The sequence below is a fragment of the Niallia sp. FSL R7-0648 genome (assembly GCF_038007005.1).
In the GTDB taxonomy this organism is placed as follows: domain Bacteria; phylum Bacillota; class Bacilli; order Bacillales; family Cytobacillaceae; genus Niallia; species Niallia circulans.
Map to the genome: position 1 here is coordinate 1,741,917 of NZ_JBBOWE010000001.1, position 21,928 is coordinate 1,763,844.

The following is a 21,928-nucleotide window of genomic DNA, read 5'->3' on the forward strand; positions in this document are numbered from 1 at the left end:
TGGAGGTGAAAATATGTCAACTGCTATTGTGATGCCGAAATTAGGAATGACCATGAAAGAAGGAACCATCGTGGAGTGGCTAAAACAGCCTGGAGAATCCGTCTCGGAAGGAGAAGGTGTGGCTGTTATTAGTTCAGAAAAACTAACAAGTGAAGTAGAGGCGCCAACAGATGGAGTACTTCTTACAATCATTGAAGAAGTCGATAATGAAGTAGAAGTTGGAAAGCCAATTGGAATAATAGGTAATGAAAAGGAAGCGGAAAGTGAAAGTAGTCAAGATGTTAGGGAAGGAAAAGATGCAGCATTAGAGGAGAATGCGCCGGCGCGACAAGAGGCGGAAGTAAAAGGGAAAGATACAAATAAGCGAATTCGGATATCTCCTGCTGCAAGAAAACTTGCCCAACAACTGCGAGTGGATACACAAAATGTTAAAGGAACAGGACCAAATAATCGAATCACGCGAAGAGATATTCAAGCATTTGCTGACAAGCGTGGAGAAGAAAAAGTACCAACAAAACCAAAAGTGGAACAAGAAACTAAAACTATTGTACAACCAGATGTACAAACAACAGGCGTAAAAAGCGAAAAGTTATCTGTTATGCGTCAAACAATTGCAAAACGAATGCAGCAAAGCTTGTCTACAACTGCTCAATTAACATTACATCGAAAAGCAGAAATTAATGCCCTGCTAGATTTTCAAAAGGATATTAAGAAACAAGTAACGGAAAGCGAACTAGATGTCCGATTAACTTTAACGGTGCTTATTGCCAGAGCTGTTACATTAAGCTTGCGTGATAAGTCATTTATGAATACTCATTTAATTGATGGTCAATTATATTTATTTGATGAGGTGCATTTAGGAATTGCAACATCTTTAGATGCCGGTTTAGTCGTTCCAGTAGTTAAAAATGCAGAGCGGCTTCCGCTCGGGGAATTAGCAAAAGCTATATCGTCTGTAACGGAAAAAGCAAGAAATGGACAATTACCAGGATATGAACTAACGGGATCAACTTTTACTATTTCTAATTTAGGCCAACAGGGAATTGAATATTTTACCCCAGTCCTAAATACCCCTGAAACAGGTATTCTTGGTGTAGGAACATTTATTGAGGAATTAACACTAGAAAATGAAACCGTAAAAACAGTGAAAAAATTGCCTTTAAGCTTAACCTTTGATCACCAAGTGCTTGATGGAGCACCAGCAGGAGATTTCTTGAATCGTGTTGTTTATTATCTAGAGCATCCATATTTACTAGTGTTATAGATAAAAAGAGTGTAAAAAGTAGATAGGCGTGCAAATGAAAAATGAATGCAGCTCTATTCCATGTTAGATAGCACCATTTATTGAATGTTTGAGAAATTTAAGAAGCGGGGCAGTACGACTTTTCTCTGTAATCGTGCTGCTATCTTAAAAGTCCAATTCAATATGGTAGCTTTAGGTACGAAACATGAATACTTATCGTTGGCATTAGCTCATCATTTTTCTGTGAGCTCTCCGTAGAAGGAAGGGAATCAAGAATGAAGAAATATGATGTCGTTATCCTAGGTGGGGGTACGGGAGGATATGTAGCAGCAATACGTGCCTCCCAAAAAGGAAAGACAGTTGCAGTAATAGAAAAGGATAAGCTTGGTGGAACTTGTCTTCACCGTGGATGTATTCCAAGTAAAGCATTATTGCGTACAGCAGAAGTATTTTCTACATTTAAAAATGCTGGAAGCTTCGGGGTAGACGTAAGTGGAAATATAGCGGTGAATTTTCCAAAAGCACAAAAAAGAAAAGAAATGATTGTGCGCCAATTAGAAGCTGGGATAAAAGGATTGATGCAAAAAGGAAAAATTGATGTCTATGAAGGGACCGGTTTTTTCCACTCTAATTCTATTTTGAAGATCACTGATCGAGCAGGAAAAGAAACAAGTATTGAAGCAAAAAATACTATTATCGCAACAGGTTCAAAGCCAAGATCCCTGCCAGGCTTACCCTTTGATGAGAAGCAAATTCTTTCATCAGACGGGGCGCTGTCACTAAAAGAATTACCGAAGAGTATCATCATCGTTGGTGGAGGGGTCATTGGCATGGAATGGGCCTCTTTACTAAATGATTTCGGTGTAAAAGTTACCGTTTTAGAATATAGCCCGCGAATTGTCCCGACAGAAGATGAGGACATTTCACAAGAATTACAAAAAATTTATACGAAGAAAAAAGTACAGATTGTAACCAATACTTTAGTTGATGCAAAAAGCTGTCGATTAACAGAAAAAGGGGTGCAAATCAGTGCCGAAGTAAATGGAAAAAAAGATATCTTTTCTGCAGAAAAACTGCTTGTCTCCGTTGGAAGAAGTCCTGTAGTGGAGGGAATTGGTTTAGAAAATACTGCAGTTAAACTGGAAAAAGGCGCAATCGTTGTAGATAAAAATTGTCGTACACATGATCATAAAATATTTGCGATTGGAGATTGTATCCCAACACTTCAATTAGCCCATGTTGCCATGCATGAGGGTATTCTTGCAGTAGATACAATTGTTGGGGAAGAAACATATTTGATTTCATATGAACAAATACCTCGATGTATTTATACCGCACCTGAAATTGCAAGTGTAGGGATATCCGAAGCAGCAGCTAAAGCAAGAGGATATGAAGTCAAAGTTGGATATTTTCCGTTCCAAGCAATTGGAAAAGCACTTGTTCATGGAGAAAAAGAAGGGTTCACAAAGATAATTGCCGATAAGAATACAGATGATATTCTTGGGATAACGATTATTGGTCCACATGCTACTGATTTAATTGGCGAGGCTGCATTAGCTCAAATGCTCGAAGCAACGCCTTGGGAAATTGCCCATACCGTTCATGCCCATCCAACTTTATCAGAAGTATTAGGAGAAGCTGCTTTGGCAGTAGATGGCCTATCTCTTCATATGTAATGACAATTGGCTGATCTGTACGATTGGTGTAGATAATGATAATTCGCAAGTATCCATTTAACCTGTGCAGAATAGTGTCTGCCCATGTATCATTTACGGATTGTAAAAAGGATAAAGAAGTATTTTTAATACGATTGTTCTCCATTCATTTCTAGCTGCGGAAAGCAGAATTTTTGCAAGAAACCTTGTCATCCGTTAAGCTGAAAGTAAGTTTATTTCCATTCTTATATAGGAATAGTATATATAGGAAAGTAACAAAAGGCAGGAGATGGCATGATGAAGGTCACAATCACCGATGCAGCTGTTGAGAAATTCCGCAGCTATGAAGTTCCTGAGGGTGCAGTTTATCGATTAAGTACCATTTTTAGTGGCGGCTGCAGCTATGTTTACAATTTTGACTTAGCAGTTGATTTTCCACAAGAAGAGGATAAGGCATTTGAGGATAATGGTTTAACGATTTATTTAGATCCATTAACGATTAAGCATATTAATGAAGACTTAAAGTTTGACTATGTACAGGGGAAAGGCTTTCGTTTAATTGGACCAAGTGAAATTTATTCTTTCCATTTGGAAGTAAAGCAAAAAGCGAAATAAGGCTGAACAAAAGTATCAGATACTCATAATGAGGTCTGATCTTTTTTGTTTAGTGGAAAAATAAATGGATGAAACTATACCTCTTTATTTTCGTATAAGGATATAAAGTGAGGGGTTAGTGAATGATTATGTATTTCTTGATGCTATCGTTAGGAATCATCTTTCTATTGATTTCAGTTATTTATATCGTACAAATGTACAAGGATAGAAATTATTCTTTAATAATAATGGGGAAGACGTTAGTGGTTTTATCAGTTGGTGTCTTTCTTTTATTGATAACTTTTCCAAGTTTAAAATACATATTGTTAAAAGAATACGTTGAAGTAATTGGGGAATGTACTATTGAAATAGATGGCACACGCCGTTATGCCGAAGCTAGATTCGAAATGCAAGATACAGGCGAAGTGTATAGCTTTGACAATATTCCAGACCTTGATGCATATGGCAAGAATGTGCCGTATTACTGTACTTTGACTGTAACGAAAGACAAGAAGTGGGAGATTGGCTATAAAATATATAATGTGAATACAAAGAAGCTGATAATATCTGATGAATAACAACGTGATGTTTACAGTGGATTTTTAAAATGGGTTTAATGAATAGGAGCATAGAATTATGTAGTTAAATAATTTAGTAATTTCTATTCTAACTTTTATTCTTTCCGGTATATACTTATTTAGAGGAATCGTGTCGCAGTCCTTTTTTAGTTGATATATAATTATGAATGAAATCAATTATCGAACAAAGCATTAGATAAGAATGAACCATCATTTCGTTTTATAAATAACAAAAAGGAAGTGAACTGCTTGATTAAATACAAATCCCTTCATCATGTAAGTCTTACCGTAACCGATTTAGTAAAAGCCAAACATTTTTATGGGGAAATATTGTGTCTAGAAGAACTTCCCCGTCCAAATTTTGATTTTCCTGGTGCATGGTACAAAATACAGGATCAGCAACTTCATTTAATTGTTTATCCAACATCGCAGACGATTCGCAAAGATAAATCGCTAAACAGTCGGGAAGGGCATTTTGCTCTCCGAGTTGAAAATTATTATGATACCCGTAGTTGGTTAAAGAAACATAATGTGGAATTCTTAGAAAAACCTTATGGAATAAGCGGATTTGCTCAAATATTCTGTGCTGATCCAGATGGTAATTTAATTGAGCTGAATGTGGATCAGAAAGATTTATAGGACAAAAACTGCCAAGAAAATAAATAATAGGAAACATAGAAATAGGGTGAATTTATCCCTATTTCTTTTATTAAAAAGCAATCATCATTATAATACATGTTAAAACAAATAAATATGCTAAACCATCAAATAAATAAGTCACTATGCTTACAAACTTTGGAAAATTCTCAAGGTTATATAGTTTGTAATTCCTCTATATTCGCCTGCTGCTTATGGTAAATGTGCCAATTTTTAAGGATAAAATTTCTTCATCGTCAATCTCTTTAACGAGTAGAAGTAAAGAAGATTGAGCATTCTTATCGTACGAGTTAAATTAAATAATAGACATTAGATATTAGATAGTTGATATAATAGCTAATCTCAAATTAGGAGAGTGGAAAATGGAAGCGAATGTTTTTGAACAGCTGGCCAAAAGATATGATACAGAAGATCGAAGAAACCTAGCTAATGTGATTGTGAAGGAAGTAAGAAGAGAATTAGCAAACAGTACACCTCAATCTTTAATGGACTATGGGAGCGGCACTGGTCTCGTTAGTCTAGAGTTAACGGATTTGGTAGCTTCGATTTTGTTAGTGGATTCATCCGAACAGATGCTGGAGGCTGCCCAAGCAAAAATAGCTAATAGAGGAATTACGAATGCAGATATACTATATTCTGATTTTACGCAAGACACCCCGAATTTTAAGGCAGATGTTATTTAAATGTCTTTAGTTCTTCTTCATATCCCAAATACAAAGAAGATATTACAAGCGTTATTCCAAATATTAAATCAGGATGGCAAATTAATTATCATCGACTTTGATAAAAATGATAAAATAAACCATCCTAAAGTACATAACGGTTTTACAGAAGAAGAATTAAATGAAATATTGTCGGAAGTTGGTTTTCATTCAATGAAAAGGAAAACATTTTATCAAGGTAATCATATTTTTATGAATCAAGATGCTTCTTTGTTTATTTCCAGCAGTATAAAGTGAATTTCAAAATATGTAGGCATAGGCTAAATGGTTTCTCTCTTTTCCTGCACTGCTTCATGATACTCATCTGGCAGGTCGCTAAGATAGAGAACGTTGCTTAAAAGTTTAATATCACTATGTATTTGCTTTTTAAGTTGGGTATTTTCACATTTATAATAATCATCCATTAAACGTTTGATTTCGTGACAAATAAGTTCGATTCGGAGCATGATACCGATCCTTTCGGGAAATTATAGACTATACTAATTATGTATCAAATTACTAATGAATGAAAGTGTTAAGTATTATTTAGCTGGTAGAAGATAATAAATGGCCATTTGAATGAGAATTCTTTTTTAACATGATTGGAAAAATTTTTTCCCATCTGCTATAAACTAATTTGATTTTTCTTTGGAGATTAGGCTTTCTTATTGACAAATATAAAAATTTAGCATATCTTATAGTTAGTTTCGTACTTAGTTATAAGTTAATTTTCGCTTAAAAATTAAGACTTTAGCATTCTTTTAATAATGATATTGACTGAATGAAAAAGTAACTTAATAAAATAAGCAAAAGTGATTTGATAAATAAGTAACCTAAATTATTGTATGAATGTCTTTTATAAATTAAATGAAAATATAAAACCATATAGAGGTAGCTCTTCAAACAATTCGATGTAATTAGTTGAAGGGAAGCCGACAATTTTTTACTTTCTCATGATTGCAGATCATGGTGAATTTAAAAGATTGTCGGCTTTTTTATTGGCAAAATTAAAGGTTTTTTGAAGTAAGTTAGTTAAAGGAGTTTTTAAAATGTTTCTTTTGCATAGTATGCCATCATTACTGTTAGTGTTTTTTATGATGATTATTGTTTCGATGCTGAGTGGACTATTATTTTTGCATCCAAAAGTGCTATTAAGCTATGTAAGGGTTCATATCTGGATAGTGTCTTTTCCGCCTTTGATCGCATTAATCGCACTTATGAATCCGAATGGAATAGAAAATGCAGGTCCTTTTCATATGGATTCCTTGGCTTGGCTGATGACTTTTTTTGTCCTTGCCATCGGTTTAATTGTTCAACGTTTTTCAATCCGCTATTTAATGGGAGATCGATCTTATCGCAAATATTTTACCCTTTTCACTTTTACCACAACTGCCGCTTCCATTGCTTGGCTAAGTGGAGATCTTCGACTGCTGGTTCTATTCTGGGGAGCAACGCTTGCAGGATTAACCTTGCTTATAAGATTAAATAATGGCTGGAAAGTGGCTGCTGAGGCTTCTAAAGTATCTGGTTATCATTTTTTAATCGGTTGGGTGTCCTTGTTATTGGCAGCAATCTGGCTGTCTCACAGTACTGGTTCTTGGCAATTATCAACCGCTCTATCGATTGAAAATTCAGTTGGAATTTCAGCATGGGAAAGAACTGGAATTAATTTATTGATTGTCCTAGCGGTTATCATTCCAGCAGCTCAATGGCCATTCCAAAGATGGTTAGTAGAGTCTGTTGTGGCACCAACACCTGTTTCAGCGATAATGCATGCAGGAATTGTCAATGCAGGCGGAATCATGCTTACTCGTTTTTCCCCATTATTTAATGGTGATTTAGCTCCAACTCTTCTATTACTATTATTTGCCGGGATATCTGTCTTGGTTGGTACTGGAATTAGTTTAGTACAAGTTGACTATAAACGTCAGTTAGTTGGTTCGACGATTGGGCAAATGGGCTTCATGCTCATTCAGTGTGCCTTAGGCGCATATGTTGCTGCCATTATCCATCTTATTTTACATGGTTTATTCAAAGCGACACTATTTTTACAGTCGGGTTCAGCAGTGCGACGTAAGGAAGAGTCTAATTACAGAAAAAAACAGCCTGCTTTTTTATGGACGATAGCAGGGTGGATTTTAAGCATTACTGTAGGGCTAGTTTTTTGGCTCCAAGCACCAAGAGAAGGCTATCAAATAATTAGTTCGTTAATTTTAGTTTGGTCTGTTTCTATTTCTTGGCGACAGCTTGTTGCTTTTGGAGAAGGGCGCATCGGCCGGATTGTTGGTTTAATTTTTGTAGGGGGAACCGCTGCTATTTATTCTTTTATCCATCATTTTTTCTATGACATATTACAGACTGCTGTTTTCAAAGGTTCTCAGCCGCCATTAGCTGTTGTCATTATCGTTGGTTGTCTTTTATTAGTTGGCGCTGCGATAGGGGCGATCGCTTCTAGAAATCGTTCGTCCATCTTTTGTACTGTCCTATATCTTTGGTTAGTGCGATTAGGAGAAGCAAAGCCAAAAGCAGTAGAAAGTCATCCGAGCTATCTAAAACAACAATTACCATAAAGGAGGTAATGAGCGTTGAGTATTCCATCTGTATTAACAAAAGCTAGTTCAAATAAAAAAAATATGCCAGATGATTTTGTAGAAGGTGATATTAAGAGTTATGTTGAAGCTGCCAGCAAAGTAATTGCACCGCTGTGGCCAATTTCTACGTTTGCAGCCCGTCATCCGTGGATGGGTCTTGAAAAAAAAACTTTTGATCAAGTGGCAGATTGGTTAAAACAGACTCGTGATGTTGATATTTATCCTAGTGCCTCTATGATCCTTTCAGCGAAAAAAAAGGGAGAAATTAAGGAAGCATTTGTTAAGCAGAAGCTAAAGCAATGGCTTGCATCCAATTCCTTTAATATCCCACAAGATGTGGCAGAGCGTTTTTGCCATGCGGCATTAAATTTGGAACCCATTCCATCCAGCCTGCTCTCATCTCATGAATTAAAGAAAAAAGCAGAAGAATATAGGGAGCAACATTCAGATTCATTCCATTATTCTTCTGTGCAGCCAATCAGTTCTCATCTAGAAAGTAAAGATAAGGAAAGTTTAATCAATATACTCGATTACCATGTTATTAAGTGGTGTAAATTATATCTTGATGAGTCGCAGGCTGCCTGGACAATGCCCCATCGAGAGGAAGGTTTTTATCGTTCTTGGCGCCGGCTGATTAGTTATGATCCTGCCCTTACAAAAAAACAACGTGAAAGTTTAAAAAAGTGGCCAAAAGAGGCAGAAATAGCCTTGAATAAAGGCTTAAATGCTCTTTCTATTCCTGAACCAGAAAAACAGAAATATCTTGAAGCACATTTACTATCTTTGCCTGGATGGGCAGGAATGATGCTCTGGCGTTCTAAACAATCGAGTGAGGAAAATAGCCTGCTAACCGAATATTTAGCAGTAAGAATTTCCTTAGAATGGGTGCTTATCAATCCACAGCTTCCTTTTATTCCGAAAAGCTACGAAAATAATCAGTCCATAGATGGTCTTTTAGCAGCGTTGATTCATTGGGGCAGTCTTTCATTAGAGGAATGGTCTCAGTTGTCTAGTGCACAACAACAAGAATACTTGTTATTTGCAGCAAAATTTGATGAGAAGCTTTGCAGAAAACTCTGGCTGGAAGCTTGGGAGCAAACACATGCTGAACAATTAAGTCAAAAAATTAGTGCGAAACAATTTAGTACAAACGATAAAGCAACAACATTAGCACAATTTGTATTCTGTATAGATGTTCGCTCCGAGCCATTTCGTCGTCAGCTTGAAAAAGAGGGACCATTTGAAACAATAGGAATGGCTGGTTTCTTTGGAGTACCGATAGCCACGAATAAATTAGGAAGCGAACACAGTCACCCATCCTTGCCAATTATGCAAAAGCCATTGCATAAAATCATGGAGAGTACAGATGAGAATGAACTTAAAGCCTTTCAACACCGTCAGCAGACCGTTCATTCCTTTAGCGATACTTTCAAATCGATGAAACAGAATTTACTTGCAAACTTACTATTACCAGAATTAAGTGGTCCTTGGCTAAGTCTCCAAATGGCAGCACGCAGTTTTGTCCCAAAAAGTGCCGATCGCTTCATTCATAATCTACGCAAAAATTGGGTGCGTAAACCAAATACAAAACTGGTTCTTAATCATGTTCATCAAACAGAGAACGGGATTCCAATTGGGTTTACCGAGGAAGAGAAAGTTAATTATGCCCGACAAGCATTAAAAATGATGGGGATAACAGAGAATTTCAGCCCATTAGTTGTAATATGTGGACATGGAAGCCACAGTACAAATAACCCTTATGCATCTTCTCTTGATTGTGGTGCCTGTGGCGGGGCTTCAGGTGGATTCAACGCGAGAGTCTTAGCAACTTTATGTAACCTGCCTGAAGTAAGAAAAGCATTGTCTTTAGAAGGAATAGACATTCCTAAAGAAACGGTTTTCGCAGCTGCTGAGCATAATACAACCGTTGATGAATTAGACTGGATTTACATTCCAGAACTTTCTAAATCAGCACAAGAAGCTTTTCATCGGATTAAAGCCATTTTGCCAAGAGTAAGCAAACAGGCAAATACAGAGCGTTTAGCTAAAATACCGCATTTCCCATCCCAACGCAAAAATTCTCAGTCTGAGGCCCATCAACTAGCAGAGGATTGGAGTGTGATTCGTCCTGAATGGGGCTTAGCTGGTAATGCAGCTTTTATAATTGGTCAACGTGATTTAACAAATGGCTGTGACTTGGAAGGCAGAGTCTTTCTTCATAATTATAAATGGCAGAAGGATGAAAGCGGAGAAATCTTAGATAATATTATTTCAGGTCCAGGAACGGTCACACAATGGATAAATCTAGAATATTACGCATCAACGGTAGCTCCTCATTATTATGGAAGTGGCAATAAGGCAACACAAACCGTAACAGCAGGTCTTGGTGTTATGCAGGGGAATGCGAGTGACTTGTTAACGGGCTTACCGTGGCAGTCTGTTATGCAATCAGATCAAGCTGCATATCATTCACCGCTTCGCTTACTGATTATAATTCAGGCACCAAAAAATTATGTAGAGCGATTATTGCAAAATAATGCTGCATTTCAAGAAAAAGTTCAAAATGGCTGGGTCCGTTTAGCAAGTATTAGCCCAGAAGGCCATTGGGAGACTTGGTAGAGAACGGTTTCCATAACAAAGGAGGGTACGAGATGATTTTAGATAAAACAAAAAAAGTGTTATTTTTGATGGATGTTGGAGATGGATTGGAATCTATTATAAAAGAGGAAACCAATATACAGCCAGAAAACATGCTGACTATAAAATGCTTTGGTCCTGTTATCTCCAATCCTTTTGGAGATATAATGAGGTCAATTATTATTGCTGTCTTTCAGGAAAATGTAGAAGAAATTTTTGTTGTCGGAACAAGCAATGAGGTCAATCGTTTTATTTCTCTAGAAGGACAATTTAAGTCAAGAATCCAGACATTGGATTATCTTTTTCAAAATAGCATGCCTGAATTTACTGGTGAAACGATTAATGAATGGCTAAATGGAAAACAAAATACTGGTGACAATATCAAAAATTGTGTTAAGATGATTTGTCATCATCCATTAGTGCCGCCAACAGTAAAAGTGAGAGGTCTACTGATTAATCATCAAGATGGAAAGTCTTCTGTTGTGGAAATAAATACAAATAAAACTGCTTAAAAAGGTTAAAATATGCTAATGCTGATGGTGCTGCAAATCAGATTAGTATATATTCTTTTATATGAAAGAGGTTTAAACCGATTTGTATTTAGCTTAATGATATAGGATATACGAGTGTTGAATCATCTTGAAAGACAAAAATAGAAAAATAAGTTTTTATCTGTTTAATAGGGGATGCATAATAAAATGAAATTAACAAAAGGTGCTTGTGAAGCAGAAATAAGTAAAGCAATAACACAATGGGAAAAGGATTTTCTTGGTCGGGGATCCTTATCTGTTAAAACTGATATATTACGCGATATGATCATAGTGAATTTGCAGGGCATTCTAACACCAGCGGAATATACGGTGTGTGAAACAAAAGAAGGACTATTAACCATTAAGAAAACACGCTCCGAATTAGTGGAATCAGGTGTTGAAGAACTAAAAAAATGTATATTAACCATTACTGGAGAGGAAGTAAAAAGCTTTCATACAGACTTAAGCTCACGTACAGGTGAACGAGTGATGGTATTTAAATTATATAATAATGTAGAAAATCTCTTTGCGTAAAAGGTTATTATCAATTTTTTATAAAAGAAAATAAAGACACTTAATCAGACTGCGCATAACTTCTATTTATCTTCTTTCATATAAAGAATAAAAACCCAATTTGGGTTTTTATTCTTTATAACTGCCTCATTATTTGCTAACAGTGTCGTATATAAAAAGTTCGTCTACCGTGGTAGCCAATGCAGAGGCTAAGCTAAATGCTAATTGTAAAGTAGGATCATATTTATCATTTTCAATTGCATTTATCGTTTGTCTTGTCACATTACATAGTTTTGCTAATTCTTCTTGAGATAATTTTGACGATTTTCTTAATTCTCTAATACGATTTTTCATTTATCCACCATATTTCCTCTTAGATAATAGTAATGAAATTAAATATATAACTGAAATTGTAACAAGTAAACTAAATGGTTTCATCCCCTCATAATGGCTGTTCGTCCAAGTTGTTACATAGATAGACTCAATAATCTCTAACAATAAAATACCGATTACAACTACAAAAGTGTATGATTGTGCTCTCATTTTAATGTAAATTGCTCTTTCGTCTCCTAATTTTGGTAATGACACCAGATTCGTCACAATTAATAGAGTACAGATTGCAAAAATAATAAGTGATAAAGCAACTATCCAATTCATCATTCAATCTCCTTTTTTTAAAAAAGTAAAAAGTATTTTACATTTTTATTTTATCATTTGTTCTGTAAATGTCAAATTGTTTTTACATTTTTATTTGTGACAAATAGGAATAATCATGTAATGAAACAATAGAAATTTAAAGCCAAGTCCATATAAGGTTAAGTGGGGGAATGACCGTACCTTTACTTTTACTGTAACGTACATGCCCCCCTAGGCTTGCAGCTAAAGTAAATAAATAGATCCTAATACTGTATTTTTAATAATTCTCCATTGATTTTAATAATCTGCATAAAGCAAGTATAATCCCTTTTCCTCATTTCCTTAGTGAATATAATAGATGTTTGATTAAGCTCTAACTTGCCATATTTAGAAATGCTATTTTAAATATGTACAATAATGCTTGGATAAATATGTACAAATTTGCTTTCATTTTACATACTAGTCTTGAGGTGACTAGTCATGTATATATCATTAAATGTCGATGTTAATTTTGAGATTAATAGTCTTTCAGACTTACCAAAATTCAAACAAATAATGGAGCATATGAAAATGAAAATTAATAAGAGTAAATTGGCTGAAGAACTTGGAGTAGATCGACGAACAGTTGAGAAATATCTAAATGGTTTTGTCCCCAAGAGGACAAGAAAAAAGTCCTCAAAAATTGATGAATATTATGAAGTGATCGCTGCTCTTTTATCTGAGGATTCTAAACAGGTGTTTTATTATCGGCGGGTGCTTTGGCAGTACTTAAAGGATAATCACGGTTTAGACTGTGGTGCTTCGACCTTTCGAGCCTATATCGCTCGAATACCTGAATTTAATGCTTACTTTGTGGAGGACAAACGTATTGCTTCTCCGAAGGGGACGGTTCGCTATGAAACTCCGCCAGGTAAACAAGCTCAATTAGATTGGAAGGAAAATATTCAATATGAAACAAAAGATGGCGAGCAGGTCGAGATCAATGTAGCTGCGCTTATTCTATCTACTTCAAGATTGCGAGTATTCCACTTGAGTATTTCCAAGTCACAAAGTACGCTGTTTTCCTTTCTAACAGAAGCTTTTGAAACGTTTGGCGGTGTTCCTGAGGAACTCCTTACGGATAATATGAAAACAGTGATGGATGAAGCAAGAACGGAACATTATCCGGGTAAAGTGAATGCAAAGTTTGAGCAATTCGCAAAAGACTTTGGCTTTAAAGTGAAAGCCTGTATCGCTGGCAGACCAAGGACAAAGGGAAAAGTCGAAACGACAATGAAATTGTTAGACGAAATTCATGCCTATCAAGGACAATTCTCTTTAGAGGAACTGCATCAATTTATACAAGAGTTAGCCAACAGAGTGAATCACCAGATTCACCAAGGGACAGGAAGAATACCAATGATTGAATATAAAAAAGAAAGGAACCACTTACTCCAGCTACCAACTGATAAAGTAAGAGATTCCTATCGCATTAAGCACACACAAGTAAAAGTCAATGCATCCAACATGATCTCCTACAAATCAAACCAGTATTCCGTACCACCAGAATATCAAGGAAAGAAAGTAGGTTTACAAGTGTATGATAACAACTTATGGATTTATTATAACATGAAACTTATTGCACAGCATCCAATCAGCAAAGCGAAGCTAAATTATCAGGAAGCACATTATAAAGCAGGTTTGGCTGTTTCAGCCCCTTACTATAACTATCCGGAAATCGATGATTTGGCAAAGAAAAATCTAGCAACGATTGGAGAAGTGTATAAATAATGAATCTATCCACTAATTATCAACAATTATTAAGAAACCTAGAGTATCTAAAGCTGAAGCAAATGACTCTACATTTAAATGAAGTAATTGATTTCGGAGTCCAGAACCAGCTGTCATTTATTGATACGTTAATCAAGTTAACCAACTATGAAATTGATGTGCGAGAACAAAATATGACGCAGTCGATGGTAAAGGTGGCTGCATTTCCACATATGAAAGAAATAAAAGATTTTGATTTCACTTTCCAAACCTCAGTCAATCAGCAACAGATTCAAGATTTTCTAACCTTTCGCTTTATTGAAGAGAACGAGAATATTGTTTTCTTAGGACCAAGTGGTGTTGGCAAAACACACTTGGCCACCGCCATAGGGATTGCGGCAGCAAAGAAAAGAACAAGTACCTATTTCATTAAATGCCATGATTTAATTCAGAATTTAAGACGAGCACGATTGGAGAACCGCTTAGAAACTCGTCTAAAACATTATACAAAATATAAACTATTAATCATTGATGAGATTGGTTATTTGCCAATTGATCAAGAAGATGCGAAATTATTTTTCCAACTGATTGACATGCGATATGAAAAGCGCAGTACGATCTTAACAACGAACGTAAACTTTAAGGCATGGGATGAAGTATTTCAGGAGCCTAAGCTGGCAAATGCCATCTTAGATCGCATCTTACACCATGCGAAGGTTGTGACAATGGTGGGAAATTCCTATCGTTTAAAGGATCATTTAGTGCAAGAAAACGAGTGATTTTGTACATCCTTAAACGAGCGAAAATGTACATATTTGTGTTGACATTTATACCATATTTTTTGTTTATAAATAATTCAATAGTTGGAATATTATGTTATTATTGGTATAGAAAGATAATAATAAAGTATATTACTAGTAGAAATTAAAAAGTATACGCGTCCGATAAGTGGGGCGCAGTGCAAATGACTAATGATAGAGTGGACAGGCTTTATGATATTGTAAAAAACAGTAGTTTCTCCAATAGAGATATCCTTTTAGGGATTTTGGAGAGGCTAATATTAATATCTTATCTGTTGATGAAAAAGGGAAGAGAAGTAACTGAAAATACAAAACTATTTTAACTAGTCAAAAGGGGAAAAATTATGATTCATAAATTAAAAGAATACGTTGAGAATACAAGTGAAGAAGAAGTAAGGTCATTGTTATTTCTTATTCTGCTCCAAATAAGTGTGGAAGAACAGCCAGATGAGGAACTTGCGAAAAGTTTAAGAAGAACTTATCAAAATTATTTACAGGCTAAAACAATTCAACCAAAGATTGAAAATAAAAGGGATTATAAGGTTGTACATATTGCTTTTGGTGAGTCTGCTGCTGGCAGTTTAAGAATGGCACTTAAAGAAATGGGAGTGCAGGATGAGGAAAAAGTTATCTGTTTTTCAGATGATTTTTCCTTTGGACCTTTATGGAAGATAGAGGAGGAAATGGGGCTCGCACTTAGGCACAAATGGTTAATAAACCATATTAATTATGATGAGAAGTACTTATTAAGCTATAAGAGAAGATTCTATAAAACAATTTTAGAAGTAAAGAATATTAAAGAACATGCCCATATCTTCATTTGGGCAGGTGAAAATGCTGATGAACAAACGGCACAACGCTTTGTTATTTCTTTATTACAAAATAAAACGAATGATATTTTCTTAATTAATCCTCTGGAATCTTATGAAGAGATAGCTTTCAAATCGGATGCAAAGGACTATGCAATACATACTGGCTTGTTTTCATCTGAGGAGTTACAAGCCATTTATCAAAAAAATAACCGGAAACAGCCACTTACAATGAGGACACGATTTAAGTACATAAATGAGTGGAAGCAAATATCCCAACAGAATAAAAATTTAAGAATCTGGGCGGATAAGAAAATTAATAGTGTTGCAGAAGACTATTACGATAATTATATAATAAAAACAGCTAAATTATTACATAAAGAACAGAATAGCGCAGATTTTATAAAATCTGCGCGGCTAATAGGAGAGATTATTGGAAATCTCAATCAAAGAATCGGAGATATTTACTTCGAATATCGATTAATCCGATTAGTATTAAAAGGGATATTTGAACTAGAAGGGGTTCCTAAAGCCATGCGATATTACAGTGTAAAGCTGCAAGAAAGTTATCTGTATTAAAATCTTTCATTGTTTACTATATATAGTAAACGTTAAGGAGAATCTTTAATGATAGAAAATGAAAAACAAACAGACATTTTTAAATTAGCAATAAAGAAGCTCTGCAAACTAAATAATATTTCTCCCCGAAAACCGAGATTTGAAATCATAGACAACTTTGTTGTGATAAATATTAAAAACCATTTAAAAGATGGCGTAGATTCCGACTGTTTTTTCATATTGAACTTGATATACCAAATAATAGGACCATTGGGAATAAAGTTTCATCAACAATTAATGCTCTTTCCAAACTCGAGGAGAGTAGCTAGCATAGCTGTTTCTTTTAAAAAGAAGGATTATGATGCATTAAATAGGAATTTGAAGGAAGGCAGCATTCCTAATTAATAAATATTTATACTTATATAACTTAGCGAAACTAAATGGCCCCATAAACGTATGTATAAATATAGTAAAAATCATGTTTAAATGGATTTCAAACAAAGAAACTAAGTTAACTAATAGGGGGGATGAAATGAATAAAGTTACGATCTTGATAATCATTGGCATATTCCTATTTATGACTGGAATTTACGTATCTGCTTTTCTATCCGCAAATTGGGTGATGATTGGTACAGCGTTCACTGTTGGAGGTGGCATTATTACGGGCGGAAGCTCATATTTTCTAATAAATACAAAAAATAGCCAACCACCAAAATGACTAAAAGATAGTAAAAATAGAGCTCGAAAAAGGTGAACATTCAAGAAGAAAATGCCTTTGACAAAGGGGACAAATATGCCTACTAACAAAGGGAATAAACATCCCAAATTGGAAAACTATTTAATATATGGAATGATTTTTGGATTATTAGCTGGTTCCTTATTAGGTACATTTGCTATGATTGCAGGGCATGTATTTATAGCAATAGGCAGCTACGGAGCAGGAGTATCTTTGGGAATGTTGATAGGAACCTTGTTATATACCATTAAAAAACGAAGTAGCTAAATATAATTATATTTACTGGAAGAGAAAGCAATTATCCACATAGAGATAAAGAAATCAAGTTTACTATCAACAATTATGATTTTTTTTGTAATTAAACGGAGGTACTTTAGTGGAAGTTGTTTAATAGGTAACCGGATAGAAATGATTAAAAAAGGAACCAATAAGTATTTCGTCAAAGAACTGGAAACAGGTTATATAGTTATTGGTGATTAGGCCGATATATTGTTCCTTTGTAAAGAACATAAGTATGAGTTGAATAGTGATTTTAAAGATAAGTTTCTTGCCGAAATGAGTAGAGTATCAGAAGCAGTATATAATTATGAGCTTTTAGGAAATGGCGATCCTCACATGCACTGGCACATTTTCCCAAGCAGCGAACAAAAACCTAATCCAACTCACCCAGTATGGTGTGGACACCTAGAGAGCAAATGTATGCTGAGAATTTGAAAGTAAATGATGAAGAACTATCTGCATTGAAAAAAATTATTAGTAAGTGAATTGGATAAGATAATGCATAATACTAAGTGAAAAACCCCGAAAGAGAAATTAGCACACATAATTTCTCTTTTTTGTTTGGATTAACAAATAGATCTTCCCACATGAAACTATGAAAGAAATATAATCTAACACCCATCTTCCTTTTATGTTAATCAATTTGACAGTTTAGCAAATTACAACTGAATCCTTACTGGAGAAAACTTTCTCAGGTTTTGTCTTGACGTAGAGACTATTGTGTGACAAAATTAACTACCGAACGGTTGGTAGTAATGTATAAGGGAGGAAATTAATTTGAATAAATATTGGATGATGGTTTTTAGTGCTGGAATCGTGGAGGTTGCGTGGGTTTCTGGCTTAAAACATGCATCAAGTTTTTGGGAATGGAGTGGAACCATAATAGCAATTGTCATTAGTTTTTATCTAATGATATATACGACAAGATATTTGCCAATTGGAACAGTTTACGCTGTATTTACAGGATTGGGAACTGCAGGGACAGTGATTGCAGAAATAGTTTTATTTAATGAACCGATTAATATAGCAAAAATAATTTTGATGCTTGTATTATTAATTGGGGTAATTGGCTTGAAAATGGTAACAGATGAAGCAGCAAATCAAGAGGAGGCTTGAATAATAAATGGCATGGTTAGCTTTAATTGCAGCAGGTTGTTGTGAGATAATTGGCGTTATTAATATTAAACGGTTAACGATGAAAAAATGGGATGCACTTCTTTATTTAGTCATTGGATTTATGTGTAGCTTTGCGTTGTTATCCTATGCGATGAAAACTATATCAATGGGAACGGCATATGGCGTATGGACTGGAATTGGTACAGTTGGTTCTGCTCTATTAGGGATGTTTGTATATGGAGAACCAAAGGATGGCAAAAGAATTTTATTTATTTCTATGATACTTGTTGCAGCTGTTGGTTTAAAACTAATCTCGTAAAGGAGAGAGTCCGATGAAAAAAGAAGAAATAAAAAAAGCGGCAATTAAGTTCTTTTTGCAAAATGGGTTTGAAGGAGCTTCTCTTTCAGAAATTGCAGAGGAAGCTGGGATAAAGAAAGCCTCTATTTATTCTCATTTTAAAGGGAAAGATGAATTATTTCTTGAAGTATTAAGGGAAGCAAAAGCAGAAGAGATAACACGCAAAGCGTATTTTTTTGAAAAAAAAAACAGTCATAATCCTGAAACTTTTCTTTACGAATATTTACTATACACAAAAGAATTGTTCCAAGAAAATGAAATGTTGAAGTTTTGGCTAAGAATGGGATTTTTCCCACCCTTACATTTATATGATGTCATCCAAAAAGAGGTTTTGGAAGCAGAGCAATTTCAAGAAGAACTAATTGCTCAAAAAAGCAGCAAATGGATCGAACATAGCCAAATTTATGTAAAAGATACTAACACATTTAACCTAGCATTTACAGGAATCATCATGGCAATTATGGTAGAAATAGTTTATTTTAATTCGGAAAAAAGAGTAGATGATAAGCTAGAAGCTTTATGGGATGTTTTTTGGAAGGGTGTTTCCAGTTAAATAAGAAAGGAGGGGAAATTATTGCAAAAAAACATTATCATGCATTTCCCATTAAATACAGAACAAAATAGTTCCTTAGAACCAAATAGTTATTGGCGCCAAATAATGAAGTACTTTTTACAAAAAGCAGATAGTATTGAAATTCATTGTTGGAATGAAGAAACAACCACAATAGAAGAAATTAAATCCCAATTTTATCTTGATACGGACATAATTCAAGAGGATAAATTAACGATCTTCCACGGGAAGAACACAGCTGCTTTCACTCAATATATTTCAAATAAAGCTGGAGCGTTAAAATGGTTTACGGTAAATTTAATGAATGGTAAAACGATGGTATTACATTCCAGTCATTGGGGAACAGAGATTTTTGTTCCCAATGTTACGGAACAGGAAATATCCTTTATCAAAAGTGTAAGTCCAAAAGATGCTTTAATTGAAAGCTATCTATTGGAGTAAAAAATGGAATGGAGGTTTTAAGCCTCACCAAATCCTACTGCAAATGCTACTAATGTAAAAAAAACACCTGCTGCCCCATTTAGAAGCACTCCAAGGATAATATTGCTCCATTTTTTTGAAAAAATAACCAAGACAATGCCCGTTAGAGATAAAATAGGGGAAACCAAGAAGAAAAACCCTGCATTTTTGGTGCTGAGAAATAAGGATAATATAATACAAATACCTACCATAAGCAGGGACAACCATCCATTTGTAGTCATTTAAAATCACCAGTCACTTATCGCAGTAATGTATTTTACAATATATTCAAACAAAAACGAGGGTTATTACCAATAAATTTAAATGTTGCATAATTTTTAGAAAGTTATTATAAATTAGCCCTTTTATGCTCAGGTAAGCGTATTTTTCATAACTATTTTGGTAGTTTTAGCATTGATTTTAACTTTTTTGTACCATCTAAAGCAAAAACAAAAGAACAAGTTAATAGACCTTCCTCTACTCTTATTAAGAACAATGATTTTTTAAATCTTTTGTCATTACAGTGAAAATCATTGGATGCCCGTAGAAATCCCCATTATTTTCCTTGGTAATCTTAAATCCTTCTTTTTCATAAAATGATATATTAGGATTTCCTTTATAAACCGTTAACGAGAGAGTCCAAGGATCAGAGAATTTATTAACTCCTATGTTCAATAATTGTCTGCCGATTCCTTGCCCTTGGAAATTTGGATGGATATAGAGGGACTCTAAGTATATATCCTTCTTGTATAAATCTCCTGAAAAAAATGCATATCCTGTAATTTCATCCTTACTTTCTGCAACAAGCATTAAAGAAGAGTTAAGTCGTTTATCCATTTCACCATCTGAATAAGCATCATTTAAAACTTTCGCTTGTATTTCTTCTGGAATGATTTCACTATATGTATTTTTCCAAGTGACAGCAGCAATTTCCCGGATGGAATCTATATCTAATCTATTCATATCTCTAACAGTAATCATACTTACCTCATCTCCATTTAATGGTGTTTACCAATAAATAGTAACATAGATCATTCTCTTAAACTATGTAGAAACTAAAGGTGAGGATATTTATATAGTAATAACGAGGTGTGGAAGAAATAAGTTCAGGATATATGTAGTTTGGCTGATTCCCACTTAACTTTAGCTGATAAAATTAAAGTTTGGCTGATAAGCCCCTAGCTTTGGCTGATAAAATCAAAGTTTGGCTGATTCCTAGGCAACTTTGGCTGAAAAGCTCCTAATTTTTGCTGATAAAATTAAAGTTTGGCTGATTCCCACTTAACTTTGGCTGAAAAAAATGAAGTTTGGTTGATAAGCCCCTAGTTTTGGCTGATAAAATCGAAGTTTGGCTGATTCCCACTTAACTTTGGCTGAAAAAAATGAAGTTTGGCTGATAAGCTCCTAGTTTTGGCTGATAAATTCACAATTTGGCTAATTCACTCCTTGCAATTGTTTATATCTGCAAGAAGAATGATGTTTTATCAATAGATGACAGAGCACTTAGATAAATTTAAATCAAAAATGGAACCAATGAATGTTAATTAGAAAAACACATCAAAACTTTTGAACAAATTTAAGAAAGACCACTTGACGTGACTTATGTGAGGGATAGAGATAGTTAACTGTTGAGTTTGAATATCTTACTGGCATATATTCTAATTATATTTATAACATAAGAGAAAACTCAGACTTTCAATCATTTTTTCATTAAAAAGCACTGGCAGAAGAACTTACCGCAGAGTTAGATTAAATAGAAGCAAACATAGTGTCTTTGGAAATAATGGCAGTATGTTATACTAAATATAACCTATGTAAAAAATTTACTTTTAGTCATTAAGAGAAATATTTGGAGGAGGAAAATGAGAAAATTCTTTTCGATTTTGTCTGTAATTTCCACATTATTAGGATTTCTTCTGTTTATTTCGTTGTTACAAAATGATGAAAAGCTTCTTACCGCTTTATCTTTTGGAACTAAGGGATATCCCTTTATTGTTTTACTAAATCTATACAATATTATAGGTTTCTTGTTTGCTATTTTCGCAGAAAGGAATAAGTATAGAATTTTATTATTTCTTTTTAGTATTTCAATGATATTAACTAGTCTATTTGTAACATTTGTTGCTCTGTATGGTTTCCGAGAACCTTAATAACCCCA

25 protein-coding genes and 2 pseudogenes are annotated in these 21,928 nt (G+C 34.5%); 22 read left to right on the forward strand and 5 right to left on the reverse strand.

What is annotated here, in order from left to right:
- Nucleotides 1–13 precede the first annotated feature (13 nt).
- The 6 genes and pseudogenes from NSQ89_RS08270 to NSQ89_RS08295 all read left to right on the forward strand — a co-directional run bounded on the left by NSQ89_RS08270 (nucleotide 14) and on the right by NSQ89_RS08295 (nucleotide 5,686).
- Nucleotides 14–1,264, forward strand: coding sequence for a dihydrolipoamide acetyltransferase family protein (locus NSQ89_RS08270; RefSeq protein ID WP_095320015.1), 1,251 nt, complete (start codon nucleotides 14–16; stop codon nucleotides 1,262–1,264).
- A gap of 254 nt (nucleotides 1,265–1,518) precedes the next feature.
- Entirely contained in the window at nucleotides 1,519–2,919 is a 1,401-nt protein-coding gene (lpdA, locus tag NSQ89_RS08275; protein WP_341132466.1) for a dihydrolipoyl dehydrogenase, read from the forward strand.
- Nucleotides 2,920–3,192: 273 nt separating this feature from the next.
- Entirely contained in the window at nucleotides 3,193–3,513 is a 321-nt protein-coding gene (locus NSQ89_RS08280; RefSeq protein WP_095328400.1) for a HesB/IscA family protein, read from the forward strand.
- Between the two features lie 128 nt (nucleotides 3,514–3,641).
- Nucleotides 3,642–4,070 (forward strand): hypothetical protein, encoded by a 429-nt coding sequence (locus NSQ89_RS08285; RefSeq protein WP_341132467.1) that lies wholly within the window; start codon nucleotides 3,642–3,644, stop codon nucleotides 4,068–4,070.
- A gap of 249 nt (nucleotides 4,071–4,319) precedes the next feature.
- Nucleotides 4,320–4,709, forward strand: a complete 390-nt coding sequence (locus tag NSQ89_RS08290; RefSeq protein WP_095320019.1) for a VOC family protein — start codon at nucleotides 4,320–4,322, stop codon at nucleotides 4,707–4,709.
- 380 nt (nucleotides 4,710–5,089) lie between these two features.
- Nucleotides 5,090–5,686 (forward strand): annotated as a pseudogene (locus tag NSQ89_RS08295) (class I SAM-dependent methyltransferase).
- Between the two features lie 23 nt (nucleotides 5,687–5,709).
- Here the strand turns inward: NSQ89_RS08295 and NSQ89_RS08300 are convergent.
- On the reverse strand, nucleotides 5,710–5,895 hold the full coding sequence (locus NSQ89_RS08300) for a hypothetical protein (RefSeq protein WP_047940240.1): 186 nt from the start codon (nucleotides 5,893–5,895) through the stop codon (nucleotides 5,710–5,712).
- 582 nt (nucleotides 5,896–6,477) lie between these two features.
- On the opposite strand from NSQ89_RS08300, the gene NSQ89_RS08305 reads away from it, so the two are divergent.
- From NSQ89_RS08305 to NSQ89_RS08320, 4 genes are all read left to right on the forward strand, one after another.
- Nucleotides 6,478–7,998, forward strand: a complete 1,521-nt coding sequence (locus tag NSQ89_RS08305) for an NADH dehydrogenase subunit 5 (protein WP_341132468.1) — start codon at nucleotides 6,478–6,480, stop codon at nucleotides 7,996–7,998.
- 15 nt (nucleotides 7,999–8,013) lie between these two features.
- Nucleotides 8,014–10,638, forward strand: a complete 2,625-nt coding sequence (locus NSQ89_RS08310; protein WP_341132469.1) for a DUF2309 domain-containing protein — start codon at nucleotides 8,014–8,016, stop codon at nucleotides 10,636–10,638.
- Nucleotides 10,639–10,670: 32 nt separating this feature from the next.
- Nucleotides 10,671–11,168 (forward strand): carbonic anhydrase, encoded by a 498-nt coding sequence (locus NSQ89_RS08315; protein ID WP_336045450.1) that lies wholly within the window; start codon nucleotides 10,671–10,673, stop codon nucleotides 11,166–11,168.
- A gap of 186 nt (nucleotides 11,169–11,354) precedes the next feature.
- Nucleotides 11,355–11,720 (forward strand): DUF2294 domain-containing protein, encoded by a 366-nt coding sequence (locus NSQ89_RS08320; RefSeq protein ID WP_047940244.1) that lies wholly within the window; start codon nucleotides 11,355–11,357, stop codon nucleotides 11,718–11,720.
- A 129-nt stretch (nucleotides 11,721–11,849) separates the two neighbouring features.
- On the opposite strand, the gene NSQ89_RS08325 is transcribed toward NSQ89_RS08320, so the two are convergent.
- On the reverse strand, nucleotides 11,850–12,053 hold the full coding sequence (locus NSQ89_RS08325; RefSeq protein ID WP_047940247.1) for a helix-turn-helix transcriptional regulator: 204 nt from the start codon (nucleotides 12,051–12,053) through the stop codon (nucleotides 11,850–11,852).
- Nucleotides 12,054–12,359: a hypothetical protein gene (locus NSQ89_RS08330; protein ID WP_141232309.1), complete on the reverse strand. Its 306-nt coding sequence runs from the start codon at nucleotides 12,357–12,359 to the stop codon at nucleotides 12,054–12,056.
- Nucleotides 12,360–12,815: 456 nt separating this feature from the next.
- On the opposite strand from NSQ89_RS08330, the gene istA reads away from it, so the two are divergent.
- The 11 genes and pseudogenes from istA (at nucleotide 12,816) to NSQ89_RS08380 (ending at nucleotide 19,752) form a co-directional block, all read left to right on the forward strand.
- Nucleotides 12,816–14,105: an IS21 family transposase gene (gene istA, locus NSQ89_RS08335; protein ID WP_061801336.1), complete on the forward strand. Its 1,290-nt coding sequence runs from the start codon at nucleotides 12,816–12,818 to the stop codon at nucleotides 14,103–14,105.
- The gene (gene istB, locus NSQ89_RS08340) at nucleotides 14,105–14,863 is read left to right on the forward strand and encodes an IS21-like element helper ATPase IstB (protein WP_061801337.1); all 759 of its coding nucleotides are present in this window, start codon (nucleotides 14,105–14,107) and stop codon (nucleotides 14,861–14,863) included. Before istA ends, istB begins: the two co-directional genes overlap by 1 nt.
- A gap of 161 nt (nucleotides 14,864–15,024) precedes the next feature.
- Nucleotides 15,025–15,207: pseudogene (locus tag NSQ89_RS25355) on the forward strand (DUF6241 domain-containing protein); the annotation flags it as partial.
- Nucleotides 15,208–15,228: 21 nt separating this feature from the next.
- Nucleotides 15,229–16,272 (forward strand): DUF1835 domain-containing protein, encoded by a 1,044-nt coding sequence (locus NSQ89_RS08345; protein WP_341132470.1) that lies wholly within the window; start codon nucleotides 15,229–15,231, stop codon nucleotides 16,270–16,272.
- Nucleotides 16,273–16,320: 48 nt separating this feature from the next.
- On the forward strand, nucleotides 16,321–16,656 hold the full coding sequence (locus tag NSQ89_RS08350; protein WP_251687140.1) for a hypothetical protein: 336 nt from the start codon (nucleotides 16,321–16,323) through the stop codon (nucleotides 16,654–16,656).
- 127 nt (nucleotides 16,657–16,783) lie between these two features.
- Entirely contained in the window at nucleotides 16,784–16,969 is a 186-nt protein-coding gene (locus NSQ89_RS08355) for a hypothetical protein (protein WP_172866901.1), read from the forward strand.
- A 75-nt stretch (nucleotides 16,970–17,044) separates the two neighbouring features.
- A complete protein-coding gene (locus NSQ89_RS08360) occupies nucleotides 17,045–17,254 on the forward strand; it encodes a hypothetical protein (RefSeq protein WP_061800469.1) in 210 nt (69 codons plus the stop codon).
- A 789-nt stretch (nucleotides 17,255–18,043) separates the two neighbouring features.
- The gene (locus NSQ89_RS08365; protein ID WP_061800467.1) at nucleotides 18,044–18,382 is read left to right on the forward strand and encodes a DMT family transporter; all 339 of its coding nucleotides are present in this window, start codon (nucleotides 18,044–18,046) and stop codon (nucleotides 18,380–18,382) included.
- A 7-nt stretch (nucleotides 18,383–18,389) separates the two neighbouring features.
- Complete coding sequence (locus NSQ89_RS08370) at nucleotides 18,390–18,701, forward strand: DMT family transporter (protein WP_047940253.1); 312 nt, start codon at nucleotides 18,390–18,392, stop codon at nucleotides 18,699–18,701.
- A gap of 13 nt (nucleotides 18,702–18,714) precedes the next feature.
- Nucleotides 18,715–19,293 carry a TetR/AcrR family transcriptional regulator gene (locus tag NSQ89_RS08375; RefSeq protein ID WP_341132471.1) on the forward strand — a complete coding sequence of 193 codons (579 nt, stop codon included), beginning with the start codon at nucleotides 18,715–18,717 and terminating at the stop codon, nucleotides 19,291–19,293.
- A 21-nt stretch (nucleotides 19,294–19,314) separates the two neighbouring features.
- A complete protein-coding gene (locus NSQ89_RS08380) occupies nucleotides 19,315–19,752 on the forward strand; it encodes a hypothetical protein (RefSeq protein WP_144581337.1) in 438 nt (145 codons plus the stop codon).
- Between the two features lie 17 nt (nucleotides 19,753–19,769).
- Here the strand turns inward: NSQ89_RS08380 and NSQ89_RS08385 are convergent, their stop codons facing one another.
- Together NSQ89_RS08385 and NSQ89_RS08390 are read right to left on the reverse strand one after the other, a co-directional pair.
- Nucleotides 19,770–20,012, reverse strand: a complete 243-nt coding sequence (locus tag NSQ89_RS08385; RefSeq protein WP_341132472.1) for a hypothetical protein — start codon at nucleotides 20,010–20,012, stop codon at nucleotides 19,770–19,772.
- 244 nt (nucleotides 20,013–20,256) lie between these two features.
- On the reverse strand, nucleotides 20,257–20,751 hold the full coding sequence (locus NSQ89_RS08390; RefSeq protein WP_341132473.1) for a GNAT family N-acetyltransferase: 495 nt from the start codon (nucleotides 20,749–20,751) through the stop codon (nucleotides 20,257–20,259).
- An 881-nt stretch (nucleotides 20,752–21,632) separates the two neighbouring features.
- On the opposite strand from NSQ89_RS08390, the gene NSQ89_RS08395 reads away from it, so the two are divergent.
- Complete coding sequence (locus tag NSQ89_RS08395) at nucleotides 21,633–21,920, forward strand: hypothetical protein (protein ID WP_144581340.1); 288 nt, start codon at nucleotides 21,633–21,635, stop codon at nucleotides 21,918–21,920.
- The last annotated feature ends 8 nt before the right edge of the window (nucleotides 21,921–21,928 follow it).